Raw genomic sequence first — 22827 nt, forward strand, 5'->3', positions numbered from 1 at the left:
ATCCTTTAATTAATCGACGTTCAGCGCGTCATTGACCAGATCTTGTTGCTGCTTCTGGTGAACGGACATATACCCTACCGCCGGAGAGGCGGAGGCCGGGCGACCTGCATAACGCAGGGCAGACCCAAATGGAATGACTTCACGGAAATGATGCTGACTGCAGTACCAGGCGCCCTGGTTGAGCGGCTCTTCCTGGCACCAGACAAAATCATGCACGTGAGCATACGGTTTCAACGCATCCTGCACCGCCTGGTGCGGGAATGGATAAAGCTGTTCGATACGCACGATGGCGACATCTTTCTGGTCGTTCTTACGGCGCTGTTCCAGCAGGTCGTAATAAACCTTACCAGAACACATCACAACACGCTTAACGGCCTGCGGATCCAGTTCGTCAACCTCACCGATGGCAGGCAGGAAGGTGCCGTTCGCCAGTTCGTCCAGGCTGGACACCGCCAGCGGGTGGCGCAGCAGGGATTTTGGCGACATGACCACCAGCGGGCGGCGCATACCGCGCAGCGCCTGACGACGCAGCATGTGGTAGACCTGAGCCGGAGTGGACGGCACGCAGACCTGCATGTTCTGCTCAGCGCAGAGCTGCAGATAACGTTCCAGACGAGCGGAGGAGTGCTCCGGACCCTGACCTTCGTAACCGTGTGGCAGCAGCATCACCAGGCCACACATACGGCCCCATTTCTGCTCGCCGGACGAGATGAACTGGTCGATAACGACCTGGGCACCGTTGGCGAAGTCACCGAACTGCGCTTCCCAGATAGTCAGGGTGCGCGGTTCCGCGGTGGCGTAGCCGTATTCAAATGCCAGTACCGCTTCTTCAGACAGGACGGAGTCCCATACCTTGAACTGACCCTGACCGTTATGGACATGCTGCAGCGGAGTATAGGTTGAACCGTTAGTCTGGTTGTGAACTACCGCGTGACGGTGGAAGAAGGTGCCACGGCCCGCATCTTCACCGGACAGACGAACAGGAATGCCTTCATCAACCAGCGTTGCGTAAGCCAGTGTTTCCGCCCCGCCCCAGTCGAACAGCTTCTCGCCCGCCGCCATTGATTGACGGTCAGCATAAATTTTCGCTACGCGAGACTGCATCTCGATAGCGTCTGGTACGGTGCTGATGCGTTTAGCCAGCTCCTGCAGGCGCTTCATCTCTACCTTGTTCGGGTAGCTCTCATCCCACTCGTGGTTGAGGTACGGCGACCAGGTAAAGGAGTGCATGTTCATCGGGCGCAGCTCTTTCACTACGCATTCACCCGCATCCAGCGCGTCGCGGTAGAGGTTGACCATTTCGGTCGCATCTTCCAGCGTCGTCACGTTGTCGCCTTCCAGCTTGTCAGCATAGATTTTGCGTGGCGTCGGGTGTTTTTTGATTTTCTGATACATCAGCGGCTGCGTTGCACTTGGCTCGTCAGCTTCGTTGTGGCCATGACGGCGGTAGCAGAACAGGTCGATGAACACATCGCGTTTGAAGGTGTTACGGTAGTCCAGCGCCAGACGGGTAACGAACGCCACGGCTTCCGGGTCATCCGCGTTAACGTGGAAGATCGGTGCCTGAACCATCTTACCGATGTCGGTGCAGTACGGGGTAGAACGCGCATCCAGTGGGTTAGAAGTCGTGAAGCCCACCTGGTTGTTGATAACAATGCGAACGGTACCGCCCACTTCGTAACCACGCGCCTTGGACATGTTCAGCGTTTCCTGAACCACGCCCTGCCCTGTGACCGCCGCGTCACCGTGAATGGTGATTGGCAGGACTTTGTTGCTGCTCGGCTCGTCCAGACGATCCAGACGCGCACGTACAGAACCGATAACCACCGGGCTCACGATTTCCAGGTGTGACGGGTTAAACGCCAGCGCCAGGTGAACCAGACCGCCTTCGGTTTCAATATCAGACGAGAAGCCCATGTGGTACTTCACGTCACCGGTGCCGAGGTGTTCTTTATGTTTGCCCGCGAATTCGTCGAACAGGTCCTGCGGTTTTTTACCCAGCACGTTGACCAGTACGTTCAGACGACCGCGGTGCGCCATACCCAGCACCACTTCACGGGTACCGCTTTTGCCCGCGTGACGAATCAGCTCTTTCAGCATAGGTACCAGCGCGTCGCCGCCTTCCAGCGAGAAGCGTTTCGCACCCGGGAATTTCGCGCCCAGATAGCGCTCAAGGCCTTCTGCTGCGGTCAGTTCGCTGAGGAAGCGTTTTTTCTCTTCAGCAGAGAAATTCGCGTGGCCCGCCACAGCTTCGATGCGCTGCTGGATCCAGCGTTTCTCTTCTGTAGAGGTGATGTGCATATATTCCGCGCCGATGGAGCCGCAGTAGGTTTGCTTGAGCGCGTCAATCAGCTCGCCCAACTTCATCGTGTCTTTGCCGATGGCAAAGGAACCTACGTTAAAGCTTTCCTGGAAATCGGCCTCGGTCAGATCGTGATACGCCGGATCGAGATCCGCCACACGATCTTGTTTCCACAGTCCCAGCGGATCGAGATTCGCATGCTGGTGACCACGGAAGCGATAAGCGTTGATAAGCTGCAGGACTTTAACCTGCTTCGCATTGGTGTCAGGGTCGGAAATCGCAGAAGAGTAACGTGAGGCATCCTTCGCCAGACGACGGAAATAATCACGTGTTTTGGAATGGAATTGATCCGGTTTGACTCCAGTGCCAGGTAACTGCTGGAACATGGAACGCCAGTTTGCGTCCACTGAGTCAGGATCGGTTAAGAAGTCTTCATAGAGCTGTTCTATCCAGCTCTGGTTTGAACCAGAGAGGTAAGAAGAGTCCAGCCAGGCTTTCATTGCGCCGTTCTGCATCGTGATCCCTTAAGCATTTTTATGCTTACTTTCGCCGTAGAAACTACCACGTACAACACGTACGTGCCGGGGTTCACCTGCGAGCTCTTATGTTGTCTTGGGCTCGCGAAGGAACCTTTAAAAACTGTCTGCACCTCGGGGCAGTTTTTAGAGGTTTCCTACATTTTATCCCCTCTCCTGTCAGGAGAGGGTCAGGGTGAGGGGAACAACGCTCCCCTCCTGTTACTTATGCACTGCGCTGCAGCAGCATCGACTTAATATGGCCGATGGCGCGCGTCGGGTTCAGCCCCTTAGGACATACACTGACGCAGTTCATGATGCTATGGCAGCGGAATACGCTGAAAGCATCACTCAGTCCTTCCAGACGACTGTCGGTTTCGGTGTCGCGGCTATCGATCAGGAAGCGATAGGCAGCCAGCAGACCGGCCGGGCCGATAAACTTGTCCGGGTTCCACCAGAACGACGGGCAAGAGGTCGAGCAACATGCACAGAGAATACACTCGTACAAACCATCGAGTTTTTCACGCTGCTCAGGAGACTGTAAGTGCTCACGAGCCGGTGGATTTTGCCCATTATTCAATAAGTAAGGCTTAATCTTCTCATATTGTGCATAGAATTGCCCCATGTCTACCACCAAATCACGAACGACTGGCAGACCTGGCAAAGGACGGATAACAATTTTCTGACCCGCGCGCTGCAACGCTGAAATTGGCGTGATGCAGGCCAGACCATTTTTACCGTTCATGTTCACACCGTCAGAGCCACAAACGCCTTCACGGCATGAGCGACGGAACGACAGTGTCGGATCTTTTTCTTTCAGCTGGATTAAGGCATCCAGCAGCATCATGTCACGGCCTTCTTCCGCTTCCAGGGTGTAATCCTGCATACGCGGAGCATCATCTACATCCGGGTTATAACGATAAACTGAGAATTCGAGTTTCATTATCCTGTCTCCGCATTAGTAAGTACGAATCTTCGGCGGGAACGCCGGACGCAGTTTCGGTTCCATATTGACGCTACGACGCGTCATGGATTCCGACTCTGGCAGATACAGGGAATGGCACAGCCAGTTTTCATCGTCACGATCCGGGAAGTCGAAGCGGCTATGCGCGCCACGGCTCTCGGTACGGAAGTTTGCCGACATCGCGGTAGCGAACGCCGTTTCCATCAGGTTATCCAGCTCCAGACACTCAACGCGCTGGGTATTGAACTCGCTGGACGTGTCGTCCAGACGGGCATTTTTCAGACGCTCGCGGATCGCTTTCAGCTGCTCAAGACCTTTGGCCATCGCATCCCCTTCACGGAATACCGAGAAGTTGTGCTGCATACATTCCTGCAGCGCTTTGCGGATTTCCACCGGATCTTCACCATTACGGTTGCCGTTCCAGCGGTTCAGACGCTCAAGCGACGCATCAATTTCATCGTCGGTGGCATCACGCAGCGCACCCTGCTCGGCAATAGACTCTTGCAGATGCAGACCTACCGCACGACCAAATACCACCAGGTCAAGCAGGGAGTTCCCGCCCAGACGGTTTGCACCGTGTACGGATACGCAGGCAATTTCACCGACGGCAAACAGGCCCGGGATAACAACGTCTTCACCCTGCTCGTTCACGGTCAGCGCCTGGCCGGTCACTTTGGTCGGAATACCGCCCATCATGTAGTGACAGGTTGGGATTACCGGGATAGGCTCTTTCACTGGATCGACGTGCGCGAAGGTACGAGACAGCTCCAGAATGCCTGGCAGACGTGATTCCAGAACCTCTTTACCCAGATGGTCGAGTTTCAGCTTCGCGTGTGGACCCCATGGGCCGTCACAGCCGCGGCCTTCACGGATTTCGATCATGATGGAACGCGCCACCACGTCACGACCCGCCAGGTCTTTCGCATTCGGGGCATAACGCTCCATGAAGCGCTCGCCGTGTTTGTTCAGCAGGTAACCCCCTTCACCACGGCAGCCTTCTGTTACCAGCACGCCGGCACCGGCGATGCCGGTTGGGTGGAACTGCCACATTTCCATATCCTGCACCGGTACGCCGGCGCGGATAGCCATACCTACGCCGTCACCGGTGTTGATGTGGGCGTTGGTGGTAGATTGATAAATACGGCCTGCACCGCCGGTCGCCAGCACGGTAGCACGCGCTTTGAAGTAGACCACTTCACCGGTTTCAATACACAGCGCGGTACAACCTACAACGGCGCCATCGGCGTTTTTCACCAGATCCAGCGCATACCACTCGGAGAAAATAGTCGTGTGGTTTTTCAGGTTCTGTTGATACAGCGTGTGCAGCAGTGCGTGACCGGTACGGTCAGCCGCAGCTGCAGTACGTGCCGCCTGCTCGCCGCCGAAGTTTTTCGACTGGCCGCCAAACGGACGCTGATAAATGGTGCCATTTTCCAGACGGGAGAACGGCAGCCCCATGTGATCCAGCTCCAGAATCGCTTCCGGGCCAGTCTTACACATATATTCGATAGCATCCTGGTCGCCGATGTAGTCGGAACCTTTGACCGTGTCATACATGTGCCATTCCCAGTTATCTTCATGGGAATTGCCCAGCGCAACGGTAATACCGCCCTGCGCGGAGACAGTGTGGGAACGGGTCGGGAAGACTTTAGAGAGCAGCGCACAGGTCTGGCCGCTCTGGGAAATTTGCAGTGCTGCACGCATACCTGCGCCACCAGCACCAATCACAACAGCATCAAATTCTCTGACTGGCAGTTTCATTACACACCCCACACCACAACGAATCCATAAATAACGTAAACCACCAGTGCAACGACAATAACCAGCTGCAGAGGAAGGCGAATCGCCAGTGGTTTAACGTAATCGGTCAACACCTGCCACATACCAATCCAGGCATGAATAAGGATGGAGAACAGAGCCAGCAGGGTGAACACTTTGGTGAAGGCAGATCCGAAGAACCCACTCCAGATTTCCCACGTCAGCGTGCCGCTGGTCGCGAAGAAACCAATCATATAGATGATATAAAGGGTGAGAACGATGGCGGTAGCACGGACCAGAATGAAGTCATGTACGCCGTTGCGTCCTAATGCGGAGGCGTTGCTTACCATACGAGAACTCCTGCGAGAAGTGAAAGCACGACAGTCAATACAAATGAAATATTAGCGGAGCGTTTACCGGCTTCGAAAGTCTCTTCCAGGTAGCCAAAGTCCATCAGCATATGACGAATGCCCACGACAACGTGGTACGCCAGCGCAGTCAGAATGCCCCACATGATAAATTTCACGAAGAAGCTGTTCATGATGGCAGAGGCCTGGAGGAATCCTTCAGGAGAAGAGAGGCTGGTACCCAGTAACCACAGCAGAATGCCGACCGCCACAAACGTAATCACACCAGAAACGCGGTGCAGAATGGACGCTATTGCTGTTACAGGGAACCGGATCGTTTTGAGATCCAGATTGACAGGTCTTTGTTTTTTCACATTTCTTATCATGAATAACGCCCACATGCTGTTCTTATTGTTTCCTTCCTCCGGACTGCGATGCGGGTCAGACAGCGTTCCTTTTCTATAACTGCGCGTCATGCAAAACATTGCTTCCAAATGCTAAAACGACACGTTACAACGCTGGGTGGCTCGGGATTGCAGGGTGTTCCGGAGACCTGGCGGCAGTATAGGCCGTTCACAAAATCATTACAATTAACCTACATACAGTTTGTCGGGTTTTCTCTGGAACAGTGATCAGGGTCACGATAACAACATCTTTTTAATTTTTAATCATCTGATTTGACAAATGTTAAACAATATTGTTACAAACGTCATCAGAAAAGGCATATAATGCGCAAAAGTTATGAGGTCTCACTTTCACCTGACAAATAGTTATGTAACAGTGTGATGGTATTGACCGAAGTTATCAGGACAGTTATTAGTGATATACAGGTTTGAATAATTCGGACTGCGAAGACACTGATTTGCTGTTGTTTCACTGATTTTTCATGTTTTTACCTGCAAGGCGCCATAGCTCTGTACCCTGGTTTCTCCTCGTGAGCTGAGCGGTAAGCCAAATAACAAACTGGTAACGGTGAGAAATCAGCAGAATGCAAATCCGGTAATTGGCAGTCTTAAGCAATAAGGCGCTAAGGAGACCGTAAATGGCTGATACAAAGGCAACGCTCACCCTAAATGGTGACACTGCTGTTGAACTGGATGTGCTAAAAGGCACGCTCGGTCAGGATGTTATTGATATCCGTACGCTGGGTTCTAAAGGTGTATTCACCTTCGACCCTGGATTTACCTCTACCGCATCTTGCGAATCCAAAATCACCTTCATTGATGGTGACGAAGGTATCCTGCTCCATCGCGGCTTCCCCATCGATCAGTTAGCCACCGAATCCAACTATCTGGAAGTGTGCTACATCCTGCTGAACGGCGAAAAACCGACGCAGGCACAATACGATGAATTCAAAACCACCGTGACCCGTCACACCATGATTCATGAGCAGATTACCCGTCTGTTCCATGCTTTCCGTCGTGATTCTCACCCAATGGCGGTGATGTGCGGTATTACCGGTGCGCTGGCAGCGTTCTACCACGACTCGCTGGACGTGAATAATCCACGTCACCGTGATATCGCGGCGTTCCGCCTGCTGTCCAAAATGCCGACAATGGCAGCGATGTGTTACAAATACTCCATCGGCCAGCCGTTTGTTTATCCACGTAACGACCTCTCCTACGCCGGTAACTTCCTGCGCATGATGTTCTCCACACCGTGTGAAGAGTACGAAGTGAACCCGGTACTGGAACGTGCGATGGACCGTATTCTGATCCTGCACGCCGACCACGAACAGAACGCCTCCACCTCCACCGTCCGTACCGCAGGCTCCTCAGGCGCGAACCCGTTCGCCTGTATCGCTGCGGGTATCGCCTCCCTGTGGGGACCGGCGCACGGCGGCGCGAACGAAGCGGCACTGAAGATGCTGGAAGAGATCAGCTCCGTTGAGCACATTCCTGAATTCGTGCGTCGCGCGAAAGACAAGAATGACTCCTTCCGTCTGATGGGCTTCGGTCACCGTGTGTACAAAAACTACGACCCACGCGCTACCGTTATGCGTGAAACATGCCACGAAGTGCTGAAAGAGCTGGGTACAAAAGACGATCTGCTGGAAGTGGCGATGGAGCTTGAGCACATCGCGCTGAACGACCCGTACTTCATCGAGAAGAAACTCTACCCGAACGTCGATTTCTACTCTGGCATTATTCTGAAAGCGATGGGCATTCCGTCTTCCATGTTCACCGTGATCTTCGCCATGGCACGTACCGTTGGCTGGATTGCGCACTGGAACGAAATGCACAGCGAAGGCATGAAAATCGCCCGTCCTCGTCAGCTGTATACTGGCTACGAGCAGCGTGATTTTAAGTCTGACATCAAACGCTGATGTTAACGGGGTGTGGCCTGATGTCCTCACCCCATCTCTCTCTTACTCCGAGAGAGTGAAGACATTAAAAACGGTAACCCCCTGGGTTACCGTTTTCATTTTACTTCTGGCAGTGCGGACACCAGTAAAACGGTCTCGACGACAGCGTGGTTTTCGCAATTAACCCGCCGCACCGTTCACACGCCTTCCCTTCACGATGAAACACCTTAAAGCGGAACAATGCCCCATGGTGCTTGTTGTCATCCACCACGCCACGCGTGTTGTACGACAGGCGCGGGATATCCAGCAGTGCGTGGGATAACGCCTCCAGCTGTTCATCACTGAGTTGCGATGCCTTATGCTGCGCCGCCAGGCCCACTTCCCAGAGGATTTCCACCCGCAGGTAATTTCCTAATCCAGCCAGAAACGCCTGATCGAGCAACAGTCCGGAAAACTGTCGGTTACGAAACCGAGGTGATACCAGACGGGCTTTCACCTCGCCCGGGGTCAGGCTCATATCCAGCACATCCGGCCCGACGCGCTGCAGGAACGGATGAGTGAGCAGCTGCTCTGGCGTTAACATTTCGATATCGGATGCGCTGTAGAGCAGAATCGCGTTGTCTGCCGTCTGTAGCCTGACGCGCAGCACGCGGGTAGTTTGCGGTTGCTCGTTTGCCTTCACCACGCGCCAAACGCCGTACAGCTGATTATGGCTATATAACGTCAGGTTATGGGAGAAATGCGTGAGCAGCGCTTTGCCGCGCGTTTCAATGTGCGTCACCGTCTGCCCCACCAGCTGGGCTTCAAACGGTTTCAGTTGAGGAAAAGCAAACCAGACATCCGTCAGCGGTTCGCCCTTTATCGCCGCCTCGAGGCTATCCGCAGCACGGCGGATCTCCGGGCCTTCAGGCATTTTTCTGTCCTTATCGTTATGTCATGCACTCACGAGAATACCCTGCTCCGCAAAGGCCGCCCGTAAGCGGCGTGCAAACTGCAGCGCATGCTCACCATCACCGTGTAAACACACCGTATCCGCCTGGACTCTGGCCGTTGAACCATCAATTGCCTTTACCGACCCCTCACATACCATCGCCAGCGTTTGCGCCAGCGCCTGTGATTCATCGGTAATAAGCGCACCGGGCAGTGAACGGGGAACCAGGCTGCCGTCCGGCTGGTACCCTCTGTCAGCAAAAACTTCCTGACGGGTGGTTAACCCCAGCCGCTGTCCGGCGCGAATAAGCTCGCTCCCCGCCAGCGCCACCAGGATGAGCTGCGGGTTGCAGTCCCGCACCGCGCGGGCAATGGCATCCGCGAGAGCCGGATCTTTGGCCGCCTGATTGTAGAGCATGCCGTGGGGTTTCACATGGCGCAGCACGCCCTGCTGGGAACGCACAATCGCCTCCAGCGCGCCCGTTTGATAGAGCGTCTGGGCATACACCGTCTCAGGAGGGAGATCCATTGCCGTGCGGCCAAAATTATCCCTGTCAGGAAAACTGGGATGTGCCCCTATCGCCACGCCGTGCTTAATCGCATTACGCACGCTGACCAGCATGGTTTGCGCGTCACCCGCGTGAAACCCGCAGGCAATATTGACCGAAGAGACCAGCGTCATCAGTTCAGCATCGGCACTTCCGCCCTCACCCAGATCGGCGTTTAAATCAATCTTTGCCATCGAGCCTCCATGCCAGTTGTTCCAGATAACGCTGCTGATCCTGGCGTGCCTTCAGCGCCTCCTCCAGCGAACATTGCACAAAATGAATCGGCTGTCCGAGAGGAATTTGCGCCAGATGGTAGCGATCCGCTTCAATGATGCAGGCAATACGCGGGTATCCCCCCGTTGTTTGCGCATCGTTCATCAGCACGATCGGCTGACCGTTACCCGGTACCTGAATGACACCAGGTAATAAACCGTGTGAGAGCAATTCCCGATCTGTCGTACGGGTCAATGGCTGCCCCTGCAGGCGGTATCCCATACGGTTACTTTGCGGGCTGATCTTCCACGGCGAACGCCAGAACGTCTCCTGAGCGACTTCATCGAACTCCTGATATTCCGGCCCCGGTAAGGCACGGATCTGGTTGGTCCATAACAGCTGTTTTACCCCCTGGGCCGTTGAGAAGTGGCGCGTTGAGGGTTTAACCGCCAGACGATCGCCGTCACGCAGCAGGCGCCCTTCATGACCGCCAATGCCGGCTTTCTGATCGGTACTGGATGAACCCAGAACCTCTGGCACATCAATCCCTCCTGCGACCGCAAGATAGCTTCGCACGCCGTGCACAGGACGTTTAAGGGTCAGACGCTGCCCGGCTTTCGCTCGCAGCCGCCAGCCTGTCCAGACCGCTTTGCCATCCAGCTCGGCGTCACAAGCGGCCCCGGTTAAGGCAAACCAGGTCTCCTCGCCGAATTCAATCACACACTGGCCAAGCGTAATTTCGAGTGCCGCCGTGCTGCCAAGGTTGCCCACCAGCACGTTAGCAATCTCCAGCGCAGGCCTGTCCAGCGCCCCACAGTAGCTCACGCCCGACTGACGCATGCCAAAGCGGCCGGCATCCTGTACGGACGTGTAAAGCCCGGCGCGAATCAGCGTTAACATACCCCCTCCTTCTGCGGGATAAAGCGCAGGGTATCGCCGGGACGAAGGAGTATGGGAACCTCCTGCCCTGGTTCAAATAACGGCCTGGACGTATGCCCGATAAGCTGCCAGCCCCCCGGTGACGTCAGAGGATAAATGCCGGTCTGTTCACCACCGATAGCCACCGTGCCCGCCGGCACGCTCAGGCGGGGTTCGGCGCGACGCGGCGTATGCAACTGCGGTGAGAGCCCCCCCAGATAGGGGAAGCCCGGCTGGAAACCTAAGAACCAGACCACGTAATCAACGCAGGCGTGCAATTCAACCACCTGCTTTTCCGTTAATCCGCAGTGTTCCGCCACCACGCCAAGATCGGGTCCATGCTCGCCGCCATACACCACCGGGATCTCAATTGTCCGGGAATCCGGCTCCAGCGCCTCGCTCTCTTCCCACCAGCGCTGCAAACGTTCAATAGCATCCAGCGCCAGCGTATGCGGATTACGCAGCACCACGGTGATGTTATTCATACCCGGAATCGCTTCAACCACTTCAGGCACATCGGCCAGGCGCTGCGTTAGCCGCCAGATACGCTTTTGCGTGGCAAGGGTCACTGGCGGTTCCAGCTCCAGAACCACTGCCGTTTCCCCCAGAAGATAACAACGCGCTCGCTGCACTCAGATACCTCTCATCAGGCCGGGTTAGGGATATCAATAAACGTGACATCCAGATCGGTATTTTCGGTCAGCCATTCACTGAGGGCGCGAATTCCGCCACGCTCGGTGGCATGGTGACCTGCCGCGTAAAAATGCAGACCTTGTTCACGCGCCGAATGGACGGTCTGCTCGGACACTTCTCCAGTGATGAAGGCGTCGACACCAAAGCGTGCCGCACTATCAATAAAGCCCTGACCACCACCAGTACACCAGGCAACCCGCTTCACCGTATCCGGACCGGTGTCACCGCACCAGAGCGGACGGCGTCCCAGACGCACTTCAATCCAGGAAGCCAGCTCCAGGCCGGGCACCGGCATGGCCAGCTCTCCCCAGGGCACCAGCGGCTCAATTTCACCCATGACGGTAATCCCCAACAGCTGCGCGAGCTGTACGTTATTGCCCAGCTCCGGGTGCGCATCCAGCGGCAGATGGTAACCGTACAGGTTGATATCATTTGCCAGCAGCGTTTTCAGGCGGTTTCGCTTCATACCGCGAATGATCGGTGCTTCGTTTTTCCAGAAATAACCGTGATGGACAATAACGGCATCCGCTTCCTGACGGACGGCTTCGTCCAGCAGCGCCTGGCTTGCCGTCACGCCAGTGATAATTTTCTGCACCGTTTCGCGTCCTTCAACCTGGAGGCCGTTCGGGCCGTAATCGCTGAAGGAGGCGCTGTTCAGTTTTTCGTTAATCAGGCTTTCCAGTTCGCTGTTTTTCATCATCACTCTCTTAAGCTTTGCGGGCGGCCTCGTACGCCGCCAGCGTGGCGACACGCGCCTGTTTATGGTCAACAATCGGACGGGGATAATCGAGCTTCACACCCTGTTTATCCGCCCATGCCCACGGGTCGTGGATCGCTTTTGCAGGGACACTGCTCAGCGCGGGCAACCAGCGGCGGATAAACTCGCCGTCTGCATCAAATTTTTGTCCCTGCGTGGCAGGATTAAAAATACGGAAATAGGGCGCGGCGTCGGTTCCGGTGGACGCCGCCCACTGCCAGCCGCCGTTATTCGCCGCCAGATCGCCATCGATCAGCTGAGAAATAAAATACCGCTCCCCGACACGCCAGTCGATAAGCAGATCCTTCACCAGGAAGCTGGCGGTAATCATTCGCAGCCGGTTGTGCATCCATCCGGTTTCATTGAGCTGGCGCATCGCGGCATCAACAATCGGGAAGCCCGTTTCGCCTTTCTGCCAGGCCTGTAAGTGGCTCTCGTTGTGTTGCCATTTTACGTTATCAGTCCAGGGTATAAACGGTCGATGCTTACATAAATCAGGGTGATACGTCATCAAATGGCGATAAAATTCGCGCCAGATAAGTTCGTTAAGCCAGACGGAGCCGGGGCCCCCGTCCAGTGCCTGCGGTTGTTCCGCCAGAAGACGATGCAGACACTGGCGCGGAGAGAGCACGCCCAGCGCCAGACAGGCCGATAAACGGCTGGTGCCCTCAGTCGCGGGAAAATCTCTGCGCGCGTCGTAATCGCCAGCCTCCGCTTTACAAAACTGGCGCAGCTTCGCGATAGCGTTTTTTTCGGTAGCCGGGAACAGAGTCTCATCAAACGCCTGTTGCGGATAGTCAAACTCCCGCTGGGGTATCTCCGTTATGGCCTCTCCCCTCACGGTGGGTGCAGCCACGCATTCCGGCAGTGCCTCCTTCAGTCTTTTAATGAAGGCATTTTTAAACGGCGTAAAGACTTTATACATCTCGTGGTTGCCGGTCATGACACTGCCCGGCGGCAGCATGACGCTGTCATCAAAACCCTGACACTCTACACCCTGCAGGATTTTCTCCAGCTGACGATCCCGCTGACGTTCATTGAATTCGTACTGATAGTTGTAAAAAAGGTGGGTGACATCGTACTGCTCACAGATTGCCTTCACAGCCTGGCATTGCGCGGAGAAGTCACTGACCTCTTTATAAATGAGCGGGATCCCTTTTTCTGCAAGCGAACACTGCAAACCATTCAGATGTGAGCTGAGGTAAGCCGCCTGGCGTGGTGCCATAGCATGCTGCTGCCACTGCCCGGGGGTGGCGATAAACACCGCCAGCACGCGGGCTTCCGGGGAGCGGCAGGCAGCCGCAAGGGCGAGATTGTCATGTACGCGCAGGTCCGCGCGAAACCAAACCAGATGGGTGGGCATAAAACTCCTGTCAATTATCCATTATGTCCGTAAGGCCATGCCACTAAAGAGAAAATGCGGCTGGCTTTTATCTACTTTGCCATGAAGTGTAGACGCGATGAAATAAAAAAGGCCGCCCGGGGCGGCCTTAACGCTACGTGTCCTGCGCCAGCATGGTAAAAGCAATAAACAGTGTCGGTTCATCACGTCTTACCACGAGTACGCTGGCGATAATGAACGCAATGCAAAAAGAGCGTTTCATCATGCGGTCCCTGCTGCTAACCGCTCCACCGTTCACCACCGGTGATAAGTCGGTGGACACACGCTCTGACGAGAGCCCAAAAACGGCCCAACGGACCGCGGACCCTGAGGAATAAAAAAAACCGCCACATTGCTGTAGGCGGTTTTTTTTATTGCTGTGTGTCGTCTTCGTATCAGTAAAAATCGCAGGTCGCTTTCTCGGCCTGATCCATCCACACCGGCTTCTCGCTGGTTTTGGCCCAGACGCGGTGCAAATAGCTATAAAAACGTGCGCGGTCTTTCCAGAAGAGCATCACCGGCAGGGCCAGCACGCCAGCCACTACGGCGAAAGTGCGACGCATGAAAACGATATGAGCCGGATACGCTTTATAAAGATCCATATTTTCTCCCCTATAGTTGGCCGGAAACATGCTCCGGAAAATTTGAAATCTGTGATCTGGCTAAAATAATACCGCTTTGTTTGTAATTTTACTACTCATCAGACCAGTTATTTTCATCCATTTAGTGAATATTTACATTTCCGCCGTAAGTAAGTTACAAAAAAGTTAACGATTTACTTACCAATAGTTAAATTGTGCCTTTTCCATTTTTATACTTTTTTTACACCCACCCTGCCGATTTTTGCGAAATCTTTGCGCCATAAATCCTACCGTTAACACAAATACAAATGTCACTCGGAGGTGGATTGTGAGTGCAGGTCTGATTACCGGCATCGTGCTGGTGTTCCTGTTATTGGGTTATCTGGTATACGCCCTGATTAATGCGGAGGCCTTCTGATGGCTGCTCAGGCGTTTTTACTTATAGCCAGCTTTTTACTGGTCTTATTGGTGCTTGCCAGACCGCTGGGAACGGGGCTCGCGCGGCTGATCAACAACGTGTCCTTACCGGGTACGGGAAGTATCGAAAAAGGGATCTGGCGCGTACTGGGAATACGCGATCAGGAGATGAACTGGCGTCAGTATCTGGTCGCTATTCTGCTGCTGAATATCGTTGGACTGGTCGCGCTCTTTATCATGCTGATGTTGCAGGGTAGCCTGCCGCTGAACCCGCAACAGTTACCGGGCCTGTCCTGGCATCTTGCGCTGAATACGGCCGTCAGCTTTGTCACCAATACCAACTGGCAATCCTACGCCGGCGAAACCACGCTGAGCTACTTCAGCCAGATGGTGGGATTAACCGTACAAAATTTCCTCTCAGCAGCCAGCGGCATCGCGGTTGTCTTCGCGCTGACGCGTGCGTTTGCACGTCAGAATATGGGTACGCTGGGCAATGCCTGGGTTGATCTCACGCGCATTACTCTGTGGGTCTTACTTCCGATTGCTCTGCTCATCGCGCTGTTCTTTATTCAGCAAGGTACGCTGCAAAACCTGCTGCCTTATGCCCCTTATACCTCGCTTGAAGGGGCAAAACAGCTTCTGCCGATGGGGCCTGTGGCCTCACAGGAAGCCATTAAGATGCTCGGTACGAATGGTGGCGGTTTCTTCAATGCCAACTCATCGCATCCGTTTGAAAACCCAACGGCACTGACCAACGCTGTGCAAATGCTGGCGATCTTCCTCATCCCCGCAGCGCTGTGCTTTGCTTTTGGCGATGTGGTGAACGATCGTCGTCAGGGTCGCACCCTGCTCTGGACCATGTCGCTCATCTTTGTCGTCTGTGTTGCGCTGGTGATGTGGGCCGAATGGCAAGGTAACCCGCATTTCCTGACGCTGGGCGCTGACGGCACCATGAATATGGAAGGGAAAGAGAGCCGCTTTGGCATTCTCGCCAGCAGCCTTTATGCCGTGGTCACGACGGCGGCATCCTGCGGGGCGGTCAATGCTATGCACGACTCCTTCACGGCACTGGGCGGCATGATCCCGATGTGGCTGATGCAGATTGGTGAAGTGGTGTTCGGCGGCGTAGGCTCGGGTCTTTACGGCATGCTGCTGTTTGTTCTGCTGGCGGTGTTCATTGCGGGTCTGATGATTGGTCGCACCCCGGAATATCTGGGCAAAAAAATCGATGTCCGTGAGATGAAGTTAACCGCGCTGGCGATTCTGGTCACCCCCGCCCTCGTGCTGGCTGGTACCGCACTGGCACTGATGACGGAGGCCGGACGCAGCGGCATCTTCAACCCTGGCATCCACGGCTTTAGCGAAGTGCTTTATGCCGTCTCTTCTGCTTCTAACAATAACGGTAGTGCCTTCGCAGGCTTAAGCGCTAACTCACCGTTCTGGAACTGTCTGCTGGCGTTCTGCATGTTCGTGGGCCGTTTCGGGGTCATTGTGCCGGTGCTGGCGATTGCCGGGTCGCTGGTGAGCAAAAAAATTCAACCGACCACCAGCGGGACGTTGCCGACCCACGGCGCGCTGTTTATCGGACTGCTGGCCGGTACCGTGCTGCTGGTCGGCGCCCTGACCTTTATCCCCGCCCTCGCGTTAGGCCCGGTCGCGGAATACCTCTCTTTACGCTGATTTTGCGGAGAATTTGTCATGAGTCGTACACAAATGGCCCTGTTCGAACCGTCGTTAGTTCGACAGGCCCTCATGGATGCGGTGAAAAAGTTGAGCCCGCGCGTGCAGTGGCACAACCCGGTGATGTTTATCGTCTGGATAGGGAGTTTACTCACCACCGCGCTGGCGATTGCCATGGGAACGGGTCATCTGCAGGGGAATGCGATGTTCACCGGCGCTATCAGCCTGTGGCTGTGGTTCACCGTACTGTTTGCCAACTTTGCGGAAGCGCTGGCGGAAGGCCGCAGCAAAGCGCAGGCCAATAGCCTCAAAGGGGTGAAAAAGACCGCTTTTGCGCGCAAATTACGCGAACCGAAATACGGTGCCCAGATGGACCATGTCCCGGCAGATGAACTGCGTAAAGGTGACGTGGTGCTGGTCGAAGCCGGGGACATTATCCCCTGCGACGGTGAAGTCATCGAAGGCGGCGCGTCGGTAGATGAAAGTGCCATCACCGGGGAATCCGCTCCCGTCATACGTGAATCCGGGGGTGATTTCGCCTCCGTAACGGGCGGGACACGCATTCTCTCCGACTGGCTGGTGATCCAGTGTAGCGTCAACCCGGGTGAAACCTTCCTTGACCGTATGATTGCCATGGTGGAAGGCGCGCAGCGTCGTAAAACACCAAACGAAATTGCCCTGACCATCCTGCTGGTGGCGCTGACAATTGTCTTTCTGCTGGCAACCGCCACGTTGTGGCCATTCTCCGCTTACGGCGGTACCGCGGTCACCACCACCGTCCTGGTGGCGCTGCTGGTCTGCCTGATCCCGACCACCATCGGGGGGCTGCTGTCGGCCATCGGCGTGGCCGGTATGAGCCGTATGCTGGGCGCGAACGTCATCGCGACCAGCGGACGTGCGGTCGAAGCCGCAGGGGATGTGGACGTTCTGCTGCTGGATAAAACCGGGACAATTACCCTCGGTAACCGCCAGGCGTCAGAGTTCTTACCTGCCCCCGGCGTGGATGAAAAAACGCTGGCGGATGCGGCGCAACTCTCTTCCCTCGCCGATGAAACGCCGGAAGGCCGCAGTATCGTGATCCTCGCCAAGCAGCGCTTTAACCTGCGCCAGCGCGACGTTCAGAGTCTCCATGCGACTTTCGTTCCCTTCACGGCACAAACCCGAATGAGCGGCATCAACATTCAGGACCGCATGATCCGTAAAGGCTCCGTCGACGCAATTCGTCGCCACATTGAAGCCAACAATGGTCATTTCCCACCAGAAGTGGACAACCTGGTCGAGAGCGTGGCACGTCAGGGCGCGACGCCGCTGGTGGTGGCTGAAGGGGCACATGTGCTGGGGGTGATTTCGCTAAAGGATATCGTAAAAGGCGGGATCAAAGAGCGCTTTGCCCAGCTGCGGAAAATGGGGATCAAAACGGTGATGATCACCGGGGACAACCGTCTGACCGCCGCCGCGATTGCTGCCGAAGCGGGCGTGGATGATTTTCTCTCGGAGGCAACGCCTGAAGCCAAGCTGGCGTTAATTCGTCAGTATCAGGCGGAAGGCCGCCTGGTGGCGATGACGGGTGATGGCACCAACGATGCCCCAGCCCTTGCGCAGGCCGACGTGGCGGTGGCCATGAACTCCGGTACCCAGGCGGCGAAAGAGGCGGGCAACATGGTCGACCTCGACTCGAACCCGACCAAGCTGATTGAAGTTGTGCACATCGGTAAGCAGATGCTGATGACGCGCGGTTCACTGACAACGTTCAGTATCGCCAACGACGTCGCAAAATACTTTGCCATCATTCCCGCGGCGTTTGCGGCCACCTATCCGCAGCTTAATGCGCTGAACGTGATGCATCTGCACTCGCCAGCATCAGCCATTCTCAGTGCGGTTATTTTTAACGCCCTGATTATTGTCTTCCTGATCCCGCTGGCGCTCAAAGGGGTGAGCTATAAACCGCTGACCGCGGCCGCCATGCTGCGCCGCAACCTGTGGATTTACGGGCTGGGTGGGCTGATTGTCCCCTTCATCGGTATCAAGGTTATCGACCTGCTGTTGACGCTGTTTGGGCTGGTTTAAAAGGTGAATCAAATGACGATGTTACGTCCCGCTATACTTCTGTTTATTCTGTTGTCGCTTATTACCGGCGGGCTTTACCCGCTGGTGACCACCGCGCTGGGCCAGTGGTGGTTTAAGGATCAGGCCAACGGCTCGCTGATCGTACAAAACGGTGAAAACCGCGGTTCGCGTCTGATTGGACAGAATTTTACCGACGCCCGTTACTTCCAGGGACGCCCTTCCGCCACTGCCGAAAGCCCGTATAATCCGATGGCATCCGGTGGCAGTAACCTGGCCGGCAGCAACCCGGAGCTGGATAAAGCCATTGCCGAACGTGTAGCTGCCCTGCGCGCCGCAAATCCACAGGCCAGCCGGGAGGTGCCTGTGGAGCTGGTGACGGCCTCTGCGAGCGGGCTGGACTACAGCCTGACGCCGAAAGCGGTGGCATGGCAGATCCCCCGCGTCGCGGCGGCCCGTCAGTTGACGGTGGAACAGGTGAGCAAGCTGGTCGCAGAGCATACGCAAAAACCGCTGGTCAGCTTCATCGGCATGCCCGTGGTGAATATTGTTGAGCTGAATCTGGCGCTGGACGCGCTAAGGAAAAACTAAATGACCGACGAGCCCATGCGCCCGGATCCGGACAGGCTGCTCGAACAGACGGCTGAAGCCCATCGCGGCAAACTGAAAATCTTCTTCGGCGCCTGTGCTGGCGTCGGGAAAACCTTCGCCATGCTGACAGAAGCCCAGCGGCTTCGGGCGCAGGGGCTCGATATTCTTATCGGCGTGGTGGAAACCCACGGCCGGAAAGAGACGGCAGCACTGTTGAAGGGGCTGGCGACACAGCCGCCTCGCCGTATCAGCCATCGTGGGCGTCTGGTCACGGAGTTCGATCTCGACGCCGCCCTCGCCCGCAGGCCCGCGCTTATCCTGATGGACGAACTGGCACACAGTAATGCTTCAGGCTCGCGCCACCCCAAACGCTGGCAGGACGTTGAAGAGCTGCTTGAAGCAGGCATTGATGTTTTCACCACGGTAAATGTTCAGCATCTCGAAAGCCTGAACGACGTGGTCAGCGGCGTGACCGGGATTCAGGTTCGCGAAACCGTACCCGATCCCTTTTTCGACTCTGCGGACGAAGTGGTGCTGGTCGATCTGCCTCCAGACGATCTGCGCCAGCGACTGCATGAAGGAAAAGTCTATATTGCAGGTCAGGCCGAACGCGCCATCGAACATTTCTTTCGCAAAGGCAACCTGATAGCCCTGCGCGAGCTGGCCCTGCGTCGCACGGCGGATCGCGTGGACGATCAGATGCGCGCCTGGCGTGACCTGCAAGGGCAGGAGCGCGTCTGGCATACGCGGGATGCCATTCTGCTGTGTGTGGGTCACGGCAGCGGCAATGAAAAGCTCGTCCGCACCGCAGCGCGCCTGGCGGCCAAGTTTGGTAGCGTCTGGCATGCGGTCTATGTCGAGACGCCGCAGCTTCACGCGCTGCCTGAAAACCAGCGCCGCGCGATCTTAAGTTCGCTGCGTCTGGCACAGGAGCTGGGCGCAGAAACCGCCACCCTCTCCGATCCCCAGGAAGATAAAGCCATTCTGCGCTACGCGCGTGAGCACAACCTCGGGAAAATTGTCATTGGCCGTCGTCAGCATCGTCGCTGGTTTAGCCGCGAATCCTTTGCTGACAAACTGGCCCGGCGTGCTCCCGACCTCGATCTGGTGATTGTCGCACTGGATGACAAACCCACCCCTTTACCTAACCGCGCACCGGACAGCCGCACTTTTAATGATAAATGGCGAATTCAGATCCGCGGCTGTCTTGTCGCCGTCGTGCTCTGCGCGCTGATCACCGTGATTGCCAGCCACTGGCTGATTGCCTTCGACGCGGCCAATCTGGTGATGATCTACCTGCTCGGCGTGGTCGTGGTGGCGCTCTTTTACGGGCGCTGGCCCTCGGTACTGGCAACGTTCATCAACGTCATCAGCTTCGATCTGTTCTTTATCGCGCCCCGCGGAACGCTCGCCGTTTCGGATGTGCAGTACATTCTCACCTTTGCCGTGATGCTTACCGTTGGGCTGGTGATCGGTAATCTGACGGCGGGCGTACGCTATCAGGCCCGTATCGCCCGCTACCGCGAACAGCGCACACGGCATCTCTATGAGATGTCTAAATCGCTGGCGGTTGGCCGTACACCGCTGGATATTGTGCAGACCAGCGAGCAGTTTATCCGCTCGACCTTTCACGCCAGCAACCTGATTTTACTCCCGGACGAACACGGGAAACTGCGCCCACTGACCTCGGCCTCAGGCATGACGCCATGGGATGAAGCCATTGCGCGCTGGAGCTTTGATAAAGGACTTCCTGCGGGTGCAGGGACGGACACCCTGCCCGGCGTACCGTATCAAATTCTGCCGCTGCGCAGTGCCGATAAAAATCAGGGGCTGGTGATCGTTGAACCTTCGAATCTGCGCCAGCTGATGATCCCCGAACAGCAGCGATTGCTGGAGACATTTACCCTGCTGGTGGCAAGCGCGCTGGAACGGCTGGCGCTTACCGCCAGCGAAGAACAGGCCCGTCTGGCAAGCGAGCGCGAGAGCATTCGTAACTCATTGCTGGCCGCCCTCTCCCACGACCTTCGCACCCCACTCACCGTGCTGTTTGGCCAGTCAGAAATTTTGACGCTGGATTTGGCAGCGGAAGGCTCGAAACATGCGTTGCAGGCCAGCGAGATCCGCCAGCATGTGCTGAACACCACACGCCTGGTAAATAATCTGCTTGATATGGCGCGTATTCAGTCGGGCGGATTTAACCTCAAAAAAGAGTGGCTCACGCTCGAAGAGGTGGTGGGTAGCGCCCTGAAAATGCTGGAGCCAGGCCTCGGTGGACGCCATATTGCGCTGAACATGCCCGAACCGCTGACGTTAATTCACGTTGATGGCCCGCTGTTTGAACGCGTGCTGATCAATCTGCTGGAAAATGCCGGCAAATACGCAGGAGCAAACGCCCGGATTGGGGTGGATGCCACGGTGGAAGATCACACGCTACGGCTTGACGTCTGGGATACCGGGCCGGGTATCCCTGCCGGACAGGAGTTCGCTATTTTCGAGAAATTTGCCCGCGGTAATAAAGAGTCGGCCATTCCCGGCGTGGGTCTGGGTCTGGCGATTTGCCAGGCGATTATTGACGTTCATGGCGGTACCATTTCGGCGGAGAATCGCCCGGAAGGCGGCGCACGTTTTTGTGTTAAACTTCCTCTGGAAGCCCCGCCAGAACTTAATGAATTACCAGAGGATTTGTGATCAACGTTCTGATTGTTGAAGATGAGATCGCCATTAGCCGGTTTCTGCGTGCTGCGCTGGAAGGCGATGGCCTGCGCGTTCATGACGCCGGCACGCTCCAGCGGGGTTTGATTGAAGCGGCCACGCGCAAACCTGATCTGGTGATCCTCGATCTCGGCCTGCCGGATGGCGACGGCATCGATTTTATTCGTGAGGTTCGACAGTGGAGTCAGATGCCCATTCTGGTGCTGTCAGCCCGTACCGAAGAGTCGGATAAAATCGCGGCGCTGGATGCCGGAGCGGATGACTATCTGATTAAGCCTTTTGGTATTGGCGAACTGCAGGCTCGCCTTCGTGTCGCGCTGCGTCGTCACAGCGCCACCACCCCTGCCGACCCAACATACACGTTTGGTGATATTCAGGTTGATCTGGCAGCACGGCGCATTGTTCGCGGTGAAGAGGAAATCCATCTCACCCCCATCGAGTTTCGGCTACTCGCCGTTTTGCTCAATAATCACGGTAAGGTACTCACCCAGCGCCAGCTGTTGAGTCAGGTGTGGGGACCAAACGCCGTGGAACATAGTCACTATTTACGCATATATATGGGACACCTTCGACAAAAACTGGAAGTTGACCCCGCGCGTCCTCGTCATTTATTAACTGAAACCGGTATCGGTTATCGGTTCATGCTTTGAATAACTATTCAGTTTATTTTTAAATAAACACCTACCCCCCATAAAATACGCGCAAAAATAATCTCCGGGTTATTTTTTGGTGTATTTATGTCCATTCAGCACATTCATAATACAATCCGTTAACGCAACATCAACATATCAGCATTTTGATCTGCGATATTCATCAAAAGCGAATATTTATTTCTGATTTGATCGGTTAACGGTGATCTGTTTCACAGTTAATCGCTTTTTCCAGGATAAAATGTCCATGCTTTCAATTACTGAAAGGAAATGAAACATGGAAAACAATAATCGTTTAATGCCCCATATAAGGCGGACAACTCATATCATGATGTTTGCCCACCGAAACTGTTTTGACTTTCATATCTTTAATGCCCGGTAGTCCTTCGACTTCTGGCGCACACGCTTACAGGTTATCCTGAAACACCCTATTTTACAGGCCTTTGCCTGTGAACCCGTGCGCTCATTCATCTTAATTCAGGCTCATCCGCGACCGGGCGG

General features: G+C 55.5%; 20 protein-coding genes. 8 read left to right on the forward strand and 12 right to left on the reverse strand.

Translation table 11 applies throughout. The features are described 5' to 3' along the window. Positions 1–9: 9 nt before the first annotated feature. From sucA to sdhC, 5 genes are all read right to left on the reverse strand, one after another. The gene (gene sucA, locus AM410_RS00150; protein WP_108647330.1) at positions 10–2817 is read right to left on the reverse strand and encodes a 2-oxoglutarate dehydrogenase E1 component; all 2808 of its coding nucleotides are present in this window, start codon (positions 2815–2817) and stop codon (positions 10–12) included. 226 nt (positions 2818–3043) lie between these two features. After that, positions 3044–3760, reverse strand: coding sequence for a succinate dehydrogenase iron-sulfur subunit SdhB (sdhB, locus tag AM410_RS00155; RefSeq protein WP_014169170.1), 717 nt, complete (start codon positions 3758–3760; stop codon positions 3044–3046). A gap of 15 nt (positions 3761–3775) precedes the next feature. Next, entirely contained in the window at positions 3776–5542 is a 1767-nt protein-coding gene (sdhA, locus tag AM410_RS00160; protein ID WP_014883036.1) for a succinate dehydrogenase flavoprotein subunit, read from the reverse strand. Then, the gene (gene sdhD / locus AM410_RS00165; protein ID WP_010428702.1) at positions 5542–5889 is read right to left on the reverse strand and encodes a succinate dehydrogenase membrane anchor subunit; all 348 of its coding nucleotides are present in this window, start codon (positions 5887–5889) and stop codon (positions 5542–5544) included. Before sdhD ends, sdhA begins: the two co-directional genes overlap by 1 nt. After that, a complete protein-coding gene (sdhC, locus tag AM410_RS00170; RefSeq protein ID WP_025204654.1) occupies positions 5883–6287 on the reverse strand; it encodes a succinate dehydrogenase cytochrome b556 subunit in 405 nt (134 codons plus the stop codon). The genes sdhD and sdhC overlap by 7 nt, the downstream gene beginning before the upstream one ends. Positions 6288–6928: 641 nt before the next feature. Here sdhC and AM410_RS00185 point away from each other — a divergent pair. Beyond that, positions 6929–8212 carry a citrate synthase gene (locus AM410_RS00185; RefSeq protein WP_014169167.1) on the forward strand — a complete coding sequence of 428 codons (1284 nt, stop codon included), beginning with the start codon at positions 6929–6931 and terminating at the stop codon, positions 8210–8212. Between the two features lie 100 nt (positions 8213–8312). Here the strand turns inward: AM410_RS00185 and nei are convergent, their stop codons facing one another. From nei to AM410_RS00220, 7 genes are all read right to left on the reverse strand, one after another. Next, positions 8313–9104 carry an endonuclease VIII gene (gene nei, locus AM410_RS00190; RefSeq protein ID WP_050737380.1) on the reverse strand — a complete coding sequence of 264 codons (792 nt, stop codon included), beginning with the start codon at positions 9102–9104 and terminating at the stop codon, positions 8313–8315. A gap of 21 nt (positions 9105–9125) precedes the next feature. After that, positions 9126–9863: a 5-oxoprolinase subunit PxpA gene (pxpA, locus tag AM410_RS00195; RefSeq protein ID WP_073395766.1), complete on the reverse strand. Its 738-nt coding sequence runs from the start codon at positions 9861–9863 to the stop codon at positions 9126–9128. After that, positions 9850–10782: a 5-oxoprolinase subunit PxpC gene (gene pxpC / locus AM410_RS00200; protein ID WP_108647332.1), complete on the reverse strand. Its 933-nt coding sequence runs from the start codon at positions 10780–10782 to the stop codon at positions 9850–9852. Before pxpC ends, pxpA begins: the two co-directional genes overlap by 14 nt. After that, the gene (gene pxpB, locus AM410_RS00205; protein WP_014169163.1) at positions 10776–11432 is read right to left on the reverse strand and encodes a 5-oxoprolinase subunit PxpB; all 657 of its coding nucleotides are present in this window, start codon (positions 11430–11432) and stop codon (positions 10776–10778) included. Before pxpB ends, pxpC begins: the two co-directional genes overlap by 7 nt. Before the next feature lie 14 nt (positions 11433–11446). Continuing rightward, positions 11447–12190, reverse strand: a complete 744-nt coding sequence (locus AM410_RS00210; RefSeq protein WP_073395765.1) for a type 2 GTP cyclohydrolase I — start codon at positions 12188–12190, stop codon at positions 11447–11449. Positions 12191–12200: 10 nt separating this feature from the next. Next, on the reverse strand, positions 12201–13613 hold the full coding sequence (gene phrB / locus AM410_RS00215; RefSeq protein ID WP_073395763.1) for a deoxyribodipyrimidine photo-lyase: 1413 nt from the start codon (positions 13611–13613) through the stop codon (positions 12201–12203). 413 nt (positions 13614–14026) lie between these two features. Continuing rightward, the gene (locus AM410_RS00220) at positions 14027–14233 is read right to left on the reverse strand and encodes a YbfA family protein (protein WP_014883027.1); all 207 of its coding nucleotides are present in this window, start codon (positions 14231–14233) and stop codon (positions 14027–14029) included. A 307-nt stretch (positions 14234–14540) separates the two neighbouring features. On the opposite strand from AM410_RS00220, the gene kdpF reads away from it, so the two are divergent. The 7 genes from kdpF to speFL all read left to right on the forward strand — a co-directional run bounded on the left by kdpF (position 14541) and on the right by speFL (position 22708). Continuing rightward, positions 14541–14630 carry a K(+)-transporting ATPase subunit F gene (gene kdpF, locus AM410_RS00225; RefSeq protein ID WP_015386886.1) on the forward strand — a complete coding sequence of 30 codons (90 nt, stop codon included), beginning with the start codon at positions 14541–14543 and terminating at the stop codon, positions 14628–14630. Beyond that, entirely contained in the window at positions 14630–16309 is a 1680-nt protein-coding gene (gene kdpA, locus AM410_RS00230) for a potassium-transporting ATPase subunit KdpA (RefSeq protein WP_073395762.1), read from the forward strand. The genes kdpF and kdpA overlap by 1 nt, the downstream gene beginning before the upstream one ends. 18 nt (positions 16310–16327) lie before the next feature. Next, complete coding sequence (kdpB, locus tag AM410_RS00235) at positions 16328–18376, forward strand: potassium-transporting ATPase subunit KdpB (protein WP_108647334.1); 2049 nt, start codon at positions 16328–16330, stop codon at positions 18374–18376. Positions 18377–18388: 12 nt separating this feature from the next. Further along, positions 18389–18964 (forward strand): potassium-transporting ATPase subunit KdpC, encoded by a 576-nt coding sequence (kdpC, locus tag AM410_RS00240; RefSeq protein ID WP_025204660.1) that lies wholly within the window; start codon positions 18389–18391, stop codon positions 18962–18964. Continuing rightward, entirely contained in the window at positions 18965–21652 is a 2688-nt protein-coding gene (gene kdpD / locus AM410_RS00245; protein ID WP_014169155.1) for a two-component system sensor histidine kinase KdpD, read from the forward strand. Further along, the gene (gene kdpE / locus AM410_RS00250) at positions 21649–22326 is read left to right on the forward strand and encodes a two-component system response regulator KdpE (protein ID WP_073395760.1); all 678 of its coding nucleotides are present in this window, start codon (positions 21649–21651) and stop codon (positions 22324–22326) included. Before kdpD ends, kdpE begins: the two co-directional genes overlap by 4 nt. A 277-nt stretch (positions 22327–22603) precedes the next feature. After that, a complete protein-coding gene (gene speFL, locus AM410_RS00255) occupies positions 22604–22708 on the forward strand; it encodes a leader peptide SpeFL (protein ID WP_106503839.1) in 105 nt (34 codons plus the stop codon). Positions 22709–22827: the final 119 nt, after the last annotated feature.

It is taken from the genome of Enterobacter cloacae complex sp. FDA-CDC-AR_0164, from assembly GCF_003071645.1.
In the GTDB taxonomy this organism is placed as follows: Bacteria; Pseudomonadota; Gammaproteobacteria; order Enterobacterales; family Enterobacteriaceae; genus Enterobacter; species Enterobacter ludwigii.

Bases quoted from the DNA above. Each gene is read 5' to 3' on its own strand.
- sucA (WP_108647330.1), bottom strand. From the start codon at position 2,817: ATGCAGAACGGCGCAATGAAAGCCTGGCTGGACTCTTCTTACCTCTCT.
- sdhB (WP_014169170.1), bottom strand. From the start codon at position 3,760: ATGAAACTCGAATTCTCAGTTTATCGTTATAACCCGGATGTAGATGAT.
- sdhA (WP_014883036.1), bottom strand. From the start codon at position 5,542: ATGAAACTGCCAGTCAGAGAATTTGATGCTGTTGTGATTGGTGCTGGT.
- sdhD (WP_010428702.1), bottom strand. From the start codon at position 5,889: ATGGTAAGCAACGCCTCCGCATTAGGACGCAACGGCGTACATGACTTC.
- sdhC (WP_025204654.1), bottom strand. From the start codon at position 6,287: ATGTGGGCGTTATTCATGATAAGAAATGTGAAAAAACAAAGACCTGTC.
- AM410_RS00185 (WP_014169167.1), top strand. From the start codon at position 6,929: ATGGCTGATACAAAGGCAACGCTCACCCTAAATGGTGACACTGCTGTT.
- nei (WP_050737380.1), bottom strand. From the start codon at position 9,104: ATGCCTGAAGGCCCGGAGATCCGCCGTGCTGCGGATAGCCTCGAGGCG.
- pxpA (WP_073395766.1), bottom strand. From the start codon at position 9,863: ATGGCAAAGATTGATTTAAACGCCGATCTGGGTGAGGGCGGAAGTGCC.
- pxpC (WP_108647332.1), bottom strand. From the start codon at position 10,782: ATGTTAACGCTGATTCGCGCCGGGCTTTACACGTCCGTACAGGATGCC.
- AM410_RS00210 (WP_073395765.1), bottom strand. From the start codon at position 12,190: ATGAAAAACAGCGAACTGGAAAGCCTGATTAACGAAAAACTGAACAGC.
- phrB (WP_073395763.1), bottom strand. From the start codon at position 13,613: ATGCCCACCCATCTGGTTTGGTTTCGCGCGGACCTGCGCGTACATGAC.
- AM410_RS00220 (WP_014883027.1), bottom strand. From the start codon at position 14,233: ATGGATCTTTATAAAGCGTATCCGGCTCATATCGTTTTCATGCGTCGC.
- kdpA (WP_073395762.1), top strand. From the start codon at position 14,630: ATGGCTGCTCAGGCGTTTTTACTTATAGCCAGCTTTTTACTGGTCTTA.
- kdpB (WP_108647334.1), top strand. From the start codon at position 16,328: ATGAGTCGTACACAAATGGCCCTGTTCGAACCGTCGTTAGTTCGACAG.
- kdpC (WP_025204660.1), top strand. From the start codon at position 18,389: ATGACGATGTTACGTCCCGCTATACTTCTGTTTATTCTGTTGTCGCTT.
- kdpD (WP_014169155.1), top strand. From the start codon at position 18,965: ATGACCGACGAGCCCATGCGCCCGGATCCGGACAGGCTGCTCGAACAG.
- speFL (WP_106503839.1), top strand. From the start codon at position 22,604: ATGGAAAACAATAATCGTTTAATGCCCCATATAAGGCGGACAACTCAT.